The organism is Pseudomonas sp. R11F (genome assembly GCF_050312575.1).
GTDB lineage: Bacteria > Pseudomonadota > Gammaproteobacteria > Pseudomonadales > Pseudomonadaceae > Aquipseudomonas > Aquipseudomonas palleroniana.
In genome coordinates this window covers 46,374-61,651 of the sequence record NZ_JBNPJU010000080.1, presented here as the reverse complement: position 1 = coordinate 61,651, position 15,278 = coordinate 46,374, and the positions used below count along the sequence as shown (strand labels likewise).

The window sequence follows — 15,278 nt, the reverse complement described above, 5'->3', positions numbered from 1 at the left end:
AATTCAGCCGCAAACTTCAGTTACCAGTTTTGCCAGGTCTTCGGCATGGCCGCGGACCTGATTTTCATCATCACCCTCGACCATAACGCGCACCAAAGGCTCTGTGCCGGACTTACGCAGCAGCACACGGCCACGCCCCGCCATCGCCAGGGTCACGCGCTCGCAAGCCTCCTTCACAGAAGGGTGTTCGATTGGGTTTTCACCCCCGGCGAAACGCACATTGAGCAAAACCTGCGGGCACTTGCGCAGAGCCTGACGCGCCTGAGCCAGGCTCTCATCACGACGGCGCAGGGACAGCAAAACCTGCAAGGCTGCAATAATCGCATCACCCGTGGTGGTGTGATGGAAGCAGACCACGTGCCCGGAGTTCTCACCACCCACCTGCCAGTTGCGCTCAAGCAACTCGGCGATGACATAGCGATCCCCCACGTTGGCCCGCACGAAGGGAATTCCCAGATCCGCCAGTGCCAATTCCAAGCCAAGGTTGCTCATCAGCGTACCGACGACACCCCCTTGCAGCTTATTACGCTCATGCAGGTCGCGAGCAATGATGAACAACAGGTCATCACCATCGACCACCGCACCGGTGTGGTCCACCATCAGAACCCGGTCGCCATCACCGTCAAAAGCGATCCCCAGGTCAGCATGCTCCGCAAGAACTGCGGCCTGCAGCTGTCCCATGTGGGTGGAGCCACAGTTTTCATTGATGTTCAAACCGTTGGGCTGGGCCGACAGCACCGTCACATCAGCGCCCAACTCCTTGAACACGCTTGGCGCTACCTTGTAGGTAGCCCCATGAGCGCAGTCCACAACAATCTTCAGCCCAGCGAAATTGGTACTGGTGGGTACGCTGCTCTTGCAAAACTCGATGTAACGGCCGGAGGCGTCGTTGATACGCGATACCTTACCCAGCTTGCTGGATTCGACCACCGTCATTGGCGCGTCCAGCAACTCCTCAATCATCAACTCGATCTCGTCCGGCAGCTTCGTGCCCTGCCCCGAGAAAAACTTGATGCCATTGTCATCATGAGGATTGTGCGAGGCACTGATCACGATACCGGCTTCAGCGTGAAATGTACGGGTCAGGTAAGCGATTGCCGGTGTCGGCATAGGCCCCAGCAACATCACATCGGCACCTGCGGCGGACAAACCGGCCTCCAGTGCAGACTCAAACATATAACCTGAAATACGGGTGTCCTTGCCTACCAGGATGCGGCACGCGCCCATGCTACGGAACGCCATACCTGCCGCCCAACCCAGCTTCAGCATAAAGTCAGGAGTAATAGGGAATTCGCCGACACGACCACGAATGCCGTCGGTGCCAAAATACTTTTTAGTCATAAATACTCCATCATTCTTATTTGGCGGACTCTACAGCCTCAATCATGCGCACCACATCGACAGTCTCTGCGACGTCATGCACACGCAAAATACGCGCGCCCTTGGCCACTGCGAGCGCTGCAAGCGCAAGACCGCCATATAGCCGCTCGCCCACCGGGCGATTCAAGGCCAGCCCTATCATGCTCTTACGCGAAACACCGACCAACAAAGGCCGACCCAGCACATGCAAGGATTCCATGTGCTTAAACAGACTCAAATTGTGCTGTAACGTTTTGGCAAAACCAAAACCGGGGTCAAGGATGATCTTCTCGGGCGCAATGCCCACAGTGACACATTGAGCAATACGCTCAGCAAGAAACCCACTGACCTCACCGACCAAGTCATTGTAATGAGGACTGTCCTGCATATTGCCGGGCTCCCCCAGCATATGCATCAAGCAGACCGGCAAACCGGTCGCCGCTGCAGCATCCAGTGCGCCATCCCGCTGAAGAGATCGCACATCATTGATCAGCCCCGCCCCTAAACGCGCCGTTTCGCGCATCACAGCCGGGGTCGATGTATCGACCGAGATGATCACATCCAGCTCACGTGCAATACGCTCGACGATCGGCGCCACCCGCTCCAACTCCTCCAATGGAGAAACCACGCGAGCACCAGGCCGAGTCGACTCACCGCCGACATCGATCAGCGTCGCCCCCGCAGCCACCATTGCCTCAGCGTGACGCAATGCAGCATCCGACTGGCAGAAGCGGCCGCCATCGGAAAAGGAGTCGGGGGTTACGTTAAGAATACCCATCACATGAGTATGGGCCAAATCAAGAACCCGGCTGCCGCAAGGCAACCGGGTGGTAGAGGACAACGCAGAAGTCATTTCAAACCTTAGTGGTCAGCTGCCGGGCCGCCGATCGGGGTTTCAGGGCGCTCATTCTGTACCACTGGCGGGGTGCCCGAGGTACCCGAACCACCCTCCCAATCGCGAGGTTCACGCGGTGCGCGCCCGGCCATGATGTCGTCGATCTGGTCGGCATCAATGGTTTCATACTTCATCAGCGCATCAGCCATCGCATCCAGCTTGTCGCGATTGTCGGTCAGGATCTGCTTGGCCGTGCCATAGCACTGGTCGATGATGCTGCGCACTTCGGAGTCGATCAGCTTGGCTGTCTCGCCGGAGAAGCTGGCATTCTGACCACCACCGCCACGTCCCAGGAACACTTCGCCTTCTTCCTCGGCATACATCAGTGGGCCGAGTTTTTCCGACAAGCCCCACTTGGTCACCATGTTCCGCGCAATCTGGCTGGCACGCATGATGTCGTTGGAGGCGCCGGTGGTTACACCATCGAAACCGAGGGTCATTTCCTCAGCGATCCGACCACCGTACAGCGAGCAGATCTGGCTGATCAATGCACGCTTGGAGAGGCTGTAACGATCCTCTTCCGGCAGGAACATGGTGACACCCAGCGCCCGGCCACGAGGAATGATCGATACTTTGTAGACCGGATCGTGCTCAGGCACAACGCGACCGACAATAGCGTGACCGGCTTCGTGATAAGCGGTGTTCTGCTTCTCTTTTTCGGACATGACCATGGTTTTGCGCTCTGCGCCCATCATGATCTTGTCTTTCGCCAGTTCGAACTCTTTCATTTCGACGATGCGCTTGCCGGTACGAGCAGCGAACAACGACGCCTCGTTCACCAGGTTGGCCAAGTCAGCACCGGAGAAGCCTGGAGTACCACGGGCAATCACCGCAGGAGCGACGTCATCGCCCATCGGTACTTTGCGCATGTGCACTTTAAGGATCTGCTCGCGGCCACGAATATCCGGCAGACCGACGACAACCTGACGGTCGAAACGCCCCGGACGCAACAGCGCAGGGTCCAGCACGTCCGGACGGTTGGTCGCGGCAATGACAATGATGCCGTCATTCATCTCAAAGCCATCCATCTCGACCAGCAACTGGTTGAGTGTCTGCTCACGCTCGTCATGACCGCCGCCCATGCCGGCACCACGATGGCGACCAACGGCGTCGATTTCGTCGATAAAGATGATACATGGCGCGTGTTTCTTAGCCTGTTCGAACATATCGCGAACACGGCTGGCACCGACACCGACGAACATTTCGACGAAGTCGGAACCGGAAATGGTGAAGAACGGCACCTTCGCCTCGCCGGCAATCGCCTTGGCGAGCAAGGTTTTACCAGTACCTGGAGGACCTACCATCAGCACGCCACGAGGGATGCGGCCACCCAGGCGCTGGAACTTGCCCGGATCACGCAGGAACTCGACCAGCTCACCCACTTCTTCCTTGGCTTCATCGCAACCGGCAACGTCAGCCAGCGTGGTTTTCACTTGGTCCTCGGAGAGCAGGCGCGCCTTGCTCTTGCCGAAGCTCATCGGCCCGCCCTTGCCTCCCGCGCCACCTTGCATCTGGCGCATGAAGAACATGAACACGGCGATAATCACCAGGATCGGGAAGCTCGCCACCAGGAGTTGAGTCCAGATGCTCTGCTGTTCAGGCTGCTTGCCTTCGACAACCACGTGGTTATCCACCAGGTCGCCGATCAGACCGTTATCCTGAATGGCCGGACGAATGGTCTTGAAGCTGTCGCCATCGTTGCGCTTGCCGGTGATCACGTAGCCATCAACCGCCACGCGCTCGACCTTGCCATCCTTAACTTGCTGGATGAAGTCGGAATAGTTGAGGGTCTGCGGCTCGTTAGGGCTGGAGAAGTTGTTCATCACCGTCACCAGGACAGCCGCGATGATCAACCACAGGATCAGATTCTTTGCCATATCGTTCAATTAACTACCCTCTGAAGCAAGCTCCGCTACTGGCGCGCGCTTCGCATGATATTCACCGGCCTAACTTACTACATTACCTACAACTCTGGCAGGCGCCGTCTGTAACCCTTTGTGAAACTTTGACTACACAATATTCGTAAAGCTTCGTGACGAAAGCGATATAAAAAAACCTATCGGCTCTCTTAAAAACCTCAAAGACGCTCATCACTGGCGGCGCCTTCGATACCGCGGAACCCCCGCGCCAACAGATACTGCTCGCGAGATCGGTCCCGGGAGGAGTCTGGTTTGCGCATCTGCACCTTGTCGAACAGCTTGCGGATGTTCTTGTGGTACTCGTCGAAGCCCTCACCCTGGAAAACCTTGACCAGGAAATCACCACCCGGACGCAATACCCGCCCCGCCAGGTCCAGTGCCAACTCGCAGAGGAACATGGCTCGCGGCATATCAACAGCCGGTAATCCACTCATATTGGGGGCCATGTCGGAAATCACAAGGTCTACCTGCGAATTTCCCACAGCCTCCAATATCTCGGCCAGCACGGCATCCTGGGTAAAGTCGCCATGCACGAAGGTCACATCCGGGATGCTGTCCATCTCAAGGATGTCGGAAGCGATCAACCGGCCTTGCCCACCAATCAGACGACTGGCCACCTGGGACCAGCCACCCGGGGCAGCCCCGAGGTCGATCACGCTCATGCCGGGGCGAAACAATTTGTCTTTGTCCTGGAGCTCCAGCAGTTTGTAACTGGCCCGGGAACGATAGCCATCCTTTTGCGCCTTTTTGACGTAAGGATCGTTGAAATGCTCTTGCAGCCACTTAAGGCTAGTTTTGGAACGGGCCACGGGCCACCTCGAAAAATAAAACGGGTCGTGATTAACTGGGCGGTCCCGGACTCGCTCGGGTAAACTGGCCGCCGCTTTTTTACAAGATCAGACGCAGGGGTCAGATTATGCCGCTCACTCAAGAGCAGAAGAAACAGTACAAATCCATTGGCCACCATCTGAAACCAGTTCTGATTGTGGCAGACAACGGTTTGACTGAAGGTGTGTTAGCCGAATTTGAACGCGCACTGAACGATCATGAACTGATCAAAATCAAGGTCAACATCCTTGATCGCGAAGCACGCCTGGCCGCCATTGCAGAACTGTGCAAGGTCGGTAAAGCGGACCTGGTTCAGGTCATCGGCAAGATGGCGCTGCTGTATCGCAAGAATTTCAGCGTCAACAAGCAATTGTCGAACGTTCATCGCTTCAAGTAACAAGGGTCACGGGCGCGCTTCGCGCGCCCCGCCACTCCACCCTGGCGCCGGCTGTAAAACCAGCACCAACCCGCAGAACCCTAGCACAAGATAGCTGAATAGCTGCCAGCGCAACGCTTCCGGCAACCATACATGCACCACGCAAAACATTGCGCATGCATACAGCGCCACCAACAGTAGTTGGCCGCGAATATCCCGCCATAAACTCCCCAAGCCTTCGGCCTTGATCAGCACCAGCACCTGGAGCGTCACGCACGCCGCCGCAAAATCCACCAGCAGCGCACTGAGCAATCCGTCGATCTCATCGATCAGCAACGGCGCCAGACCAATCAGGCCCAGCACCGGTAACACGCCAACATGAAACAGCCACAGGCCACCCACCCAAAGCATCTGGGCGAGCTGCCAAAGCATGGCGCCCACACTAAATGGGCGCCGTCTTTCAGATGTGACGAACTTCAACAATCTCGTACTCGATCACGCCACTTGGCGTTTTCACAGCCACCACATCACCCTCTTCCTTGGCAATCAAGGCACGGGCAATCGGCGAACCTACAGAGATCTTGCCCTGCTTGATGTCAGCTTCGTCCTCACCCACGATGTGGTAAGTCACGCTTTCATCGGTCTCGACGTTGGCGATTTCAACGGTGGTGCCGAAAATCACCTTACCCGTATGGGGAATGGTCGTTACATCGATAACCACCGAGTTCTGAAGACGGCCTTCGATATCGCGAATACGCGCCTCGACCATACCCTGCTGCTCACGAGCAGCGTGGTATTCGGCATTCTCTTTCAAGTCACCCAGCTCACGGGCCGTACCGATGTCCTGGCTCAGCTTCGGACGGACGACCTTGGTCAGATGGGCGTGCTCCTCTTCCAGGGCCTTGAAGCCCTGGACAGTCATGGGGTATTTGGTCATGCCTTCAATCCTGCGTGTAGATCCTGCAAGCGACGCACGGTCTTTTCCGGACCGAACTTGAGCGCTTCGCAGATGGCTTCGCCAGCAGCAATAGTCGTGGTGCAGTAGATCTTGTGCTGCAAGGCGTTACGACGGATGGAGTAAGAGTCCGCGATCGACTGGCGACCTTCGGTGGTGTTGATGATCAGAGTGACTTCGTCATTCTTGATCATGTCGACCACGTGCGGACGGCCTTCCGTCACCTTGTTCACGCGACGCACTTTCAGGCCCGCAGCCTCGATCAGCTTGGCGGTCCCGGCAGTGGCCACGACTTCGAAGCCCAAGTTGATCAGATCACGGGCCACGCCTGCAACCAGTGGCTTGTCATCATCACGCACGCTGATAAACGCAGTACCGCCGGTCGGCAGCACTTCGCTGGCACCCATCTGGGCCTTGGCGAACGCCTCACCGAAGGTATCTCCCACACCCATCACTTCACCGGTGGACTTCATCTCTGGGCCCAGGATCGGGTCCACACCAGGGAATTTGGCGAATGGGAACACCGCCTCTTTCACGCTGTAGAAGTTCGGAATGATTTCCTGGGTGAAGCCGATTTCCTTCAGGGTCTTACCCGCCATCACGCGGGCAGCGATCATGGCCAGAGACACACCGATGCACTTGGAAACAAACGGCACGGTACGCGAAGCACGCGGGTTGACTTCGATGACGTAGATGTCCTCGCCTTGCAGCGCCAACTGTACGTTCATCAAGCCGACTACACCCAGCTCCAGGGCCATTTTCTTGACCTGTTCACGCATCACGTCCTGGATGTGTACCGGCAGCGAATAAGGCGGCAGCGAGCAAGCGGAGTCACCGGAGTGAACACCAGCCTGTTCGATGTGCTGCATGATCGCGCCGATCACCACGTCGGTGCCGTCGCAAACAGCGTCCACGTCCATTTCGATGGCGCAGTTGAGGAAGTGGTCCAGCAGCACCGGGCTGTCGTTGGACACTTTCACCGCATCACGCAGGTAACGCTTGAGTTCTTCTTCTTCGTAGACGATTTCCATCGCACGACCGCCCAATACGTAGGACGGACGCACCACCAGCGGGTAGCCGATCTTGCTGGCTGCACGGATGGCTTCGTCTTCGCTGCGCACGGTGGCGTTTGGTGGCTGACGCAGGTTCAGACGCTCGACCATCTGCTGGAAGCGCTCACGGTCTTCAGCGCGGTCGATGGCGTCAGGGCTGGTACCGATGATCGGCACACCGGCAGCTTCCAGGGCACGCGCCAGCTTCAGCGGGGTTTGGCCGCCGTACTGGACGATCACGCCTTTAGGCTTCTCGACGCGCACGATTTCCAGCACGTCTTCCAGGGTCACTGGCTCGAAGTACAGGCGATCGGAGGTGTCGTAGTCGGTGGAAACGGTTTCCGGGTTGCAGTTGACCATGATGGTTTCGTAACCGTCTTCGCGCAGAGCGAGGGCGGCGTGCACGCAGCAGTAGTCGAACTCGATACCCTGGCCGATACGGTTCGGACCACCACCCAGAATCATGATCTTGTCGCGGCCCGACGGCGCGGCTTCGCACTCTTCCTCGTAGGTGGAGTACAGGTAGGCGGTGTCGGTGGAGAACTCGGCAGCACAGGTGTCAACGCGCTTGTAGACCGGGAAGATCTCCAGCTTGTGACGATGGGTGCGCAGGTTTTTCTCGGTCACACCCAGCAATTTGGCCAGGCGCTGGTCGGAGAACCCCTTGCGCTTGAGGCGGAACATCATGTCGCGGTCGATACTGGCCAGGCCCAAGGTCTTGACCTTCTCTTCTTCCTTGATCAGATCTTCAATCTGGACCAGGAACCAAGGGTCGATCATGTTCATGCCGAAGATGTCTTCAACGCTCATGCCGGCACGGAAGGCGTCAGCCACGTACCAGATACGCTCGGCGCCCGGCACGGTCAGCTCGCGCTTGAGCACGCTCATGCTTTCCGGGCTGGCCAGGTCGAGCTTCTCGTCCAGGCCGCAAACGCCCACTTCCAGGCCGCGCAGGGCTTTCTGCAGGGATTCCTGGAAGGTACGGCCGATGGCCATGACCTCACCCACAGACTTCATCTGAGTGGTCAGGCGCGCGTCGGCCTTGGCGAATTTTTCGAAAGCAAAACGTGGCAGCTTGGTCACGACGTAGTCGATGGACGGCTCGAAAGACGCCGGGGTCTTGCCGCCAGTGATGTCGTTCGACAACTCGTCCAGGGTGTAACCCACTGCCAGCTTGGCCGCGACCTTGGCAATCGGGAAGCCGGTGGCTTTCGAAGCCAGGGCCGACGAACGCGATACACGCGGGTTCATTTCGATCACGACCATGCGGCCGGTGTTCGGGCAGATGCCGAACTGAACGTTGGAACCACCGGTTTCCACGCCGATCTCGCGCAGTACCGCCAGGGAGGCGTTACGCAGGATCTGGTATTCCTTGTCGGTCAGGGTCTGTGCCGGAGCCACGGTGATCGAGTCACCGGTGTGCACGCCCATCGGGTCGAAGTTTTCGATAGAGCAGACGATGATGCAGTTGTCCTTTTTATCGCGGACAACCTCCATCTCGTACTCTTTCCAACCGATCAGGGATTCGTCGATCAGCAGCTCTTTGGTCGGCGACAGGTCCAGACCACGGGCGCAGATTTCTTCGAACTCTTCACGGTTGTAGGCGATACCGCCACCGGTGCCACCCATGGTGAAGGATGGACGGATGATGCACGGGAAACCCAGGGTCTCAAGGACCGCATTGGCTTCTTCCATGCTGTGGGCGATACCCGAGCGTGGGCATGCCAGGCCGATGGACTTCATGGCCTTGTCGAAACGCGAACGGTCTTCAGCCTTGTCGATGGTGTCAGCATTGGCACCGATCATCTCTACGCCGAATTTCTCCAGGACGCCTTCGCGCTCCAGGTCCAGGGCGCAGTTCAGAGCAGTCTGGCCGCCCATGGTCGGCAACAGTGCGTCCGGACGCTCTTTCTCGATGATCTTGGCAACGGTCTGCCACTTGATCGGTTCGATGTAGGTAGCGTCGGCCATGGCCGGGTCGGTCATGATGGTAGCCGGGTTGGAGTTCACCAGGATGACGCGGTAACCCTCTTCGCGCAGTGCTTTACAAGCCTGGGCGCCGGAGTAGTCGAATTCGCAGGCCTGGCCGATCACGATCGGGCCGGCGCCGAGAATCAGGATGCTTTTTATGTCTGTACGTTTTGGCATGGGTTTGTCACTCAAATCCGCAGGTCAGTCGGCAAGCCGTCTTGAACAATCTTTGAAGCGCCTGCGGGGGCCACCGAGGTCCGGGGCCGCCCGCAAGCCGCTCAGTCAGCGTCGCTTGGCCATCTCATTGATGAAACGGTCGAACAGCGGCGCGACGTCGTTCGGGCCCGGGCTGGCCTCAGGGTGGCCCTGAAAGCTGAACGCGCTCTTGTCGGTGCGCTCGATACCCTGCAGGGAACCGTCGAACAGCGACTTGTGAATAGCGCGGACGTTGCTCGGCAAGGTTGCTTCATCCACCGCGAAACCGTGGTTCTGGCTGGTGATCATCACAACGCCCGTGTCCAGGTCTTGTACCGGGTGGTTGGCACCGTGGTGGCCGTGGCCCATTTTCAGGGTCTTGGCGCCGGAGGCCAGGGCCAGCAGCTGGTGGCCCAGGCAGATACCGAATACCGGAATCTCGGTTTCCAGCACGTCCTTGATTGCCTGGATAGCGTAGTCGCATGGCTCGGGGTCACCCGGGCCGTTGGACAGGAATACGCCATCCGGTTGCAGGGCGAGCACATCGCTGGCCGGGGTTTGCGCCGGAACCACCGTCACGCGGCAGCCGCGCTCGACCAGCATGCGCAGGATGTTGTACTTGACGCCGTAGTCGTAGGCCACTACGTGGTAAGGCAACTCAGCGGCTTCGATGGTCGCATGGTCATCAGTCTTCAAATCCCAGACCGTGGAGCGCCACTCATACTTCTCTTTAGCGCTGACGACTTTCGCCAGGTCCATGCCTTTCAGGCCAGGGAAACCTTGCGCCGCGGCAATCGCCGCCTCTTCGGAGATATTGTCACCGACCATGATGCAGCCGTTCTGCGAGCCTTTTTCACGCAGGATGCGTGTGAGGCGGCGAGTGTCGATACCGGCGATCGCCACAACGTTGTTGGCTTTCAGGTAATCGGACAGCGACATCGTGTTACGCCAGTTGCTCGCAACCAGTGGCAGGTCACGAATCACCAGACCCGCCGACCAGACACGATCAGACTCGACGTCTTCCGGTGTAGTACCGGTGTTGCCGATGTGCGGATAGGTCAGGGTAACGATCTGCTGGGCGTAGGAAGGATCAGTAAGGATTTCCTGATAGCCGGTCATGGCAGTGTTGAACACTACCTCTCCAACGGTTTGACCGTCGGCTCCAATGGCATCGCCGCGAAAAATGCTGCCATCAGCAAGGGCGAGTATGGCTGGCTTAGTCAAGAAGACCTCCCGTAAATAAAGCCTGAAAGGGCGATCGCAGGTTGTAAAAAAGCGGAGTGACGTATGGACACGTCACCCCGCTTGTTCACTGAATTATTCTGCGCGCTTTTAGTGGACACACTAAAGCTGTAGCTTACAGAAAAAGGCTTTTTGGGTCCACCGCTAATGAGCCTTAAAGGCAGGGGAATGCGACAGGACGTCGCCTAGCGGGTAAAAACGGGGCCTAAGCATAAGCTTGAGACCCCCTTTTAGCTACTGATTAGTGCAGATCCAGCACGTCACGCATGTCGTAAAGGCCAGGCTCACGCCCTTCCAGCCAAAGCGCGGCACGCACCGCGCCCTTGGCGAACGTCATACGGCTGGACGCCTTGTGAGTGATTTCCAGGCGCTCGCCTTCAGCGGCGAACAACACAGTGTGATCTCCCACCACATCACCACCGCGAACCGTGGCAAACCCGATGGTGTCATGCGCGCGCGCACCGGTATGACCTTCACGACCGTAAACGGCGACTTTCGACAAATCACGCCCCAACGCATCGGCAATCGCCTCACCCATGCGCAGCGCGGTACCGGACGGCGCATCGATCTTGTGGCGGTGATGAGTCTCGATAATCTCGATATCCGCCTCATCACCCAGCACGCGAGCCGCCAGATCCAGCAGCTTGAGCGAAAGGTTCACACCCACGCTGAAATTGGCGGCGAAGACGATAGGAATATCCTTGCCCGCCTCCACCAACAATTGCTTCTGCTCGGCACTCAAGCCCGTGGTACCGATCACCATGGCCTTGCCGGCTTTGCGGCAGAACGCCAGGTTCTTCAGCATGACGTCCGGCAGGGTGAAATCGATCAATACGTCGAACTCGTCAGCCACCTGTTCCAGGTTGCCGGACAGCGAAACGCCGATACGCCCCAACGAGGCCAGCTCACCGGCATCCGCACCGATCAGCGTGCTACCGGGGCGCACGATGGCCGCGGTCAGCCCGGAAGCAGGCGAGCGCTGCTGCACCGCCTCGACCAGCGTCTTGCCCATGCGCCCTGCAGCGCCCATTACGGCTATACGTCGCATACTCACTTCCTTACAGGTCGCCGAAGAAGCGCTTCACGCCATCGAAAAAGCCAGTGGTCTTCGGAGAGTGGGAGTGATCCCCCTCCAACGAACTGCGGAATTCTTCAAGCAATTCACGCTGACGGCGATTCAGGTTGACCGGCGTTTCCACCGCCACGCGGCACATCAGGTCACCGGCGCCACCGCCGCGCACCGGCGCAACGCCTTTGCCACGGATGCGGAACTGCTTGCCGGTCTGCGTGCCTTCAGGAATCTTGAGTTTCACACGCCCATCAAGCGTCGGAATCTCGATCTCGCCACCCAAAGCCGCATCGACAAAACTGATCGGCACTTCACAGAACAGGTGCTTGCCATCACGCTGGAAGATCGAGTGCTCACGCACGTTGATCACCACGTACAAGTCACCCGTAGGGCCGCCCTGAGTACCCGCCTCGCCCTCGCCCGACAGACGAATACGATCACCGGTATCCACACCCGCCGGCACTTTCACCGACAGGGTCTTGTACTCTTCGACACGCCCTTCGCCGTGACAGGAGTCGCACGGGTCGGAAATGATCTTGCCCTGGCCATGGCAGCGCGGGCAGGTCTGCTGCACCGAGAAGAAACCTTGCTGCATGCGTACCTGGCCGATACCCCCACAGGTCGGGCAAGTAATCGGCGAGGAGCCCTTCTTGGCACCCGAGCCATCACACGGCTTGCAGTTGACCAGCGTCGGCACACGGATATTGACACTCGTACCGCGTACCGCTTCTTCCAGGTTCAGTTCCAGGGTGTAGCGCAGATCGCTGCCGCGCTGGGCACCGCCACGCTGGCCACCACGGCCACCACCAAAGAAGTCGCTGAAGACATCGCCGAAGATATCGGAGAAGTTCTGACCACCAAAACCGGCGCCACCACCGCCCATGCTCGGATCGACGCCGGCATGGCCGTACTGGTCGTAGGCCGCACGCTTGTTAGGGTCAGATAGGCATTCGTAGGCTTCGTTGGCCTCTTTGAACAGTTCTTCGGATTCCTTGCTATCCGGATTACGGTCCGGGTGATGCTTCATAGCCAGGCGACGGTAGGCCTTCTTCAGGTCCGACTCGCTGGAGCTGCGCTCCACACCCAATACTTCGTAATAGTCACGCTTTGCCATAAGTCTTTGCACTCTTAAGGATGTTCAGCCAGACCCTCCTGAGCCTTGCCAAACTCGTTGAGCCCCAATACAGGCCCGGACCCAACTCACGTCAATTCAACGATCCTGGTCATTACTACTTTTTAACCGGAGCCCCGATCAAAAACGCGGTATTTACTGCTCGGGAAGCAGGAGCATTCCCGATCACACCGCCAGCATCCGAACGCTGTCGCATGCTGTAAAAATTCGCGTACCCCAGACACGCCAACGCGGGAGCAAGCTCCCGCGCGGCGACATCCTACCAGTCACCGCTTGATAGCGGTCAACCGGACGACCAACTTACTTGTTGTCTTTGACTTCTTCGAACTCAGCATCGACAACGTCGTCGTGCTTGGCTTCAGGCTCAGCGTGTTGCGCGCCGCCTTCAGGCTGGGCCTGTTGTTCGGCGTACATTTTCTGAGCGACTGGCGCGGAGACTTTCGACAGCTCTTCGATCTTGGCTTCGATGGCAGCCTTGTCGTCGCCTTTGACAGCGGCTTCCAGGGCAACCACGGCAGCTTCGATTGCAGTTTTCTCTTCAGCAGTCACTTTATCGCCAGCATCAGCGACCATTTTGCGGGTCGAGTGAACCAGGGCATCGCCTTGGTTACGCGCACCGGCCAATTCTGCAAACTTGGCGTCCGCGTCGGCATTGGCTTCGGCATCACGAATCATCTGTTGAATTTCTTCATCAGACAGGCCGGAGTTGGCCTTGATGGTGATCTTCTGCTCTTTGCCGGTCGCCTTGTCTTTCGCACCGACGTGCAGGATACCGTTGGCGTCGATGTCGAAGGTCACTTCGATTTGTGGCACGCCACGTGGTGCTGGTGGAATCTCGGACAGGTCGAACTTGCCCAGGGATTTGTTCTGTGCAGCCTGCTTACGCTCACCTTGCAGCACGTGAATAGTCACGGCGCCCTGGTTGTCGTCGGCAGTCGAGAACACTTGCGATTTCTTGGTAGGAATCGTGGTGTTTTTCTCGATCAGCGCAGTCATCACGCCGCCCATGGTTTCGATACCCAGGGTCAGCGGGCTGACGTCCAGCAGCAGTACGTCTTTCACGTCACCAGCCAGTACCGCGCCCTGAATAGCAGCACCCATGGCAACCGCTTCGTCCGGGTTCACGTCTTTACGTGCTTCCTTGCCGAAGAACTCGGTGACTTTCTGCTGTACCAGTGGCATACGGGTCTGACCGCCCACCAGGATCACGTCGTTGATGGAGCCAACGTCGATACCTGCGTCTTTCAGGGCGATGCGGCAAGGTTCGATGGTGCGCTGAACCAGGTCTTCAACCAGCGCTTCCAACTTGGCGCGCGAGATCTTCACGTTCAAGTGCTTCGGACCGGTGGCGTCTGCAGTGATGTACGGCAGGTTCACGTCGGTCGACATGCTCGAGGACAGCTCGATCTTGGCTTTCTCAGCGGCTTCTTTCAGGCGCTGCATGGCCAGCGGGTCACCCTTGAGGTTCATGCCGCTTTCTTTCTTGAATTCGTCAACGAGGTAGTCGATCAGACGAATGTCAAAGTCTTCACCACCCAGGAACGTGTCACCGTTGGTGGCCAACACTTCGAACTGGTGTTCACCGTCGACTTCCGCGATCTCGATCACGGAAACGTCGAAGGTACCGCCACCCAGGTCATAAACGATCACAGTGTGGTCGCCTTTGGCCTTGTCCATACCGTAGGCCAGAGCCGCCGCGGTAGGTTCGTTGATGATACGTTTTACATCCAGGCCCGCGATGCGGCCGGCGTCTTTGGTCGCCTGGCGCTGGCTGTCGTTGAAGTAGGCCGGAACGGTGATCACCGCTTCAGTCACGGTTTCACCCAGGTAATCTTCGGCAGTCTTCTTCATCTTTTTCAAGACTTCAGCCGAGATTTGCGGTGGAGACGCTTTCTTTCCATTTACTTCAACCCAGGCGTCACCGTTGTCAGCCTTGGCGATTTTGTAAGGCACCATCTTGATGTCTTTCTGTACGACTTCTTCGTCGAACTTACGACCGATCAGACGCTTTACCGCATACAGGGTGTTATGCGGGTTAGTCACGGCCTGACGCTTGGCCGACTGGCCGACGAGGATTTCACCGTCGTTGGCGTATGCAATGATCGACGGCGTGGTACGCGCGCCTTCGGCGTTTTCAATGACTTTTGCAACGCCGTTTTCCAGCACGGAGACGCAGGAGTTGGTAGTCCCCAGGTCGATACCGATAATTTTGCCCATGATTTACTCTCCCGAAACTTGAATTTGGATGCCGCAGCTGTGGTGGCTAACCGCGGTAGCACTTAAAC

12 protein-coding genes are annotated in these 15,278 nt (G+C 57.9%); 1 reads left to right on the top strand and 11 read right to left on the bottom strand.

The window, feature by feature from the left end:
- Positions 1-3: 3 nt before the first annotated feature.
- From glmM to rlmE, 4 genes are all read right to left on the bottom strand, one after another.
- Positions 4-1,341 (bottom strand): phosphoglucosamine mutase, encoded by a 1,338-nt coding sequence (gene glmM / locus ACQRBV_RS27270; RefSeq protein WP_090365786.1) that lies wholly within the window; start codon positions 1,339-1,341, stop codon positions 4-6.
- A gap of 16 nt (positions 1,342-1,357) precedes the next feature.
- On the bottom strand, positions 1,358-2,212 hold the full coding sequence (gene folP, locus ACQRBV_RS27265) for a dihydropteroate synthase (protein ID WP_411985610.1): 855 nt from the start codon (positions 2,210-2,212) through the stop codon (positions 1,358-1,360).
- An 8-nt stretch (positions 2,213-2,220) separates the two neighbouring features.
- Positions 2,221-4,131, bottom strand: a complete 1,911-nt coding sequence (ftsH, locus tag ACQRBV_RS27260) for an ATP-dependent zinc metalloprotease FtsH (protein ID WP_060752266.1) — start codon at positions 4,129-4,131, stop codon at positions 2,221-2,223.
- A 200-nt stretch (positions 4,132-4,331) separates the two neighbouring features.
- Complete coding sequence (gene rlmE, locus ACQRBV_RS27255; RefSeq protein ID WP_010206606.1) at positions 4,332-4,982, bottom strand: 23S rRNA (uridine(2552)-2'-O)-methyltransferase RlmE; 651 nt, start codon at positions 4,980-4,982, stop codon at positions 4,332-4,334.
- A gap of 107 nt (positions 4,983-5,089) precedes the next feature.
- Here rlmE and ACQRBV_RS27250 point away from each other — a divergent pair, with 107 nt between their 5' ends.
- On the top strand, positions 5,090-5,398 hold the full coding sequence (locus ACQRBV_RS27250; protein ID WP_010206607.1) for a YhbY family RNA-binding protein: 309 nt from the start codon (positions 5,090-5,092) through the stop codon (positions 5,396-5,398).
- Between the two features lie 6 nt (positions 5,399-5,404).
- Here ACQRBV_RS27250 and ACQRBV_RS27245 read toward each other — a convergent pair whose 3' ends face one another.
- From ACQRBV_RS27245 to dnaK, 7 genes are all read right to left on the bottom strand, one after another.
- Entirely contained in the window at positions 5,405-5,809 is a 405-nt protein-coding gene (locus ACQRBV_RS27245) for a hypothetical protein (RefSeq protein WP_060752267.1), read from the bottom strand.
- A gap of 28 nt (positions 5,810-5,837) precedes the next feature.
- Positions 5,838-6,314 (bottom strand): transcription elongation factor GreA, encoded by a 477-nt coding sequence (gene greA, locus ACQRBV_RS27240; RefSeq protein WP_060752268.1) that lies wholly within the window; start codon positions 6,312-6,314, stop codon positions 5,838-5,840.
- A complete protein-coding gene (gene carB / locus ACQRBV_RS27235) occupies positions 6,311-9,532 on the bottom strand; it encodes a carbamoyl-phosphate synthase large subunit (RefSeq protein WP_411985609.1) in 3,222 nt (1,073 codons plus the stop codon). The genes greA and carB overlap by 4 nt, the downstream gene beginning before the upstream one ends.
- Before the next feature lie 105 nt (positions 9,533-9,637).
- On the bottom strand, positions 9,638-10,774 hold the full coding sequence (carA, locus tag ACQRBV_RS27230) for a glutamine-hydrolyzing carbamoyl-phosphate synthase small subunit (RefSeq protein ID WP_060752270.1): 1,137 nt from the start codon (positions 10,772-10,774) through the stop codon (positions 9,638-9,640).
- 259 nt (positions 10,775-11,033) lie between these two features.
- Entirely contained in the window at positions 11,034-11,840 is an 807-nt protein-coding gene (gene dapB, locus ACQRBV_RS27225; RefSeq protein ID WP_090365776.1) for a 4-hydroxy-tetrahydrodipicolinate reductase, read from the bottom strand.
- 10 nt (positions 11,841-11,850) lie between these two features.
- Complete coding sequence (gene dnaJ / locus ACQRBV_RS27220; RefSeq protein WP_060752272.1) at positions 11,851-12,975, bottom strand: molecular chaperone DnaJ; 1,125 nt, start codon at positions 12,973-12,975, stop codon at positions 11,851-11,853.
- Positions 12,976-13,293: 318 nt separating this feature from the next.
- On the bottom strand, positions 13,294-15,210 hold the full coding sequence (gene dnaK / locus ACQRBV_RS27215; RefSeq protein ID WP_244700622.1) for a molecular chaperone DnaK: 1,917 nt from the start codon (positions 15,208-15,210) through the stop codon (positions 13,294-13,296).
- Between the last annotated feature and the right edge of the window lie 68 nt (positions 15,211-15,278).

Coding starts and splice junctions, on each gene's coding strand:
- greA (WP_060752268.1), bottom strand. CDS start 6,314: ATGACCAAATACCCCATGACTGTCCAGGGCTTCAAGGCCCTGGAAGAG.
- ftsH (WP_060752266.1), bottom strand. CDS start 4,131: ATGGCAAAGAATCTGATCCTGTGGTTGATCATCGCGGCTGTCCTGGTG.
- glmM (WP_090365786.1), bottom strand. CDS start 1,341: ATGACTAAAAAGTATTTTGGCACCGACGGCATTCGTGGTCGTGTCGGC.
- ACQRBV_RS27245 (WP_060752267.1), bottom strand. CDS start 5,809: ATGCTTTGGCAGCTCGCCCAGATGCTTTGGGTGGGTGGCCTGTGGCTG.
- folP (WP_411985610.1), bottom strand. CDS start 2,212: ATGACTTCTGCGTTGTCCTCTACCACCCGGTTGCCTTGCGGCAGCCGG.
- dapB (WP_090365776.1), bottom strand. CDS start 11,840: ATGCGACGTATAGCCGTAATGGGCGCTGCAGGGCGCATGGGCAAGACG.
- dnaK (WP_244700622.1), bottom strand. CDS start 15,210: ATGGGCAAAATTATCGGTATCGACCTGGGGACTACCAACTCCTGCGTC.
- ACQRBV_RS27250 (WP_010206607.1), top strand. CDS start 5,090: ATGCCGCTCACTCAAGAGCAGAAGAAACAGTACAAATCCATTGGCCAC.
- dnaJ (WP_060752272.1), bottom strand. CDS start 12,975: ATGGCAAAGCGTGACTATTACGAAGTATTGGGTGTGGAGCGCAGCTCC.
- carB (WP_411985609.1), bottom strand. CDS start 9,532: ATGCCAAAACGTACAGACATAAAAAGCATCCTGATTCTCGGCGCCGGC.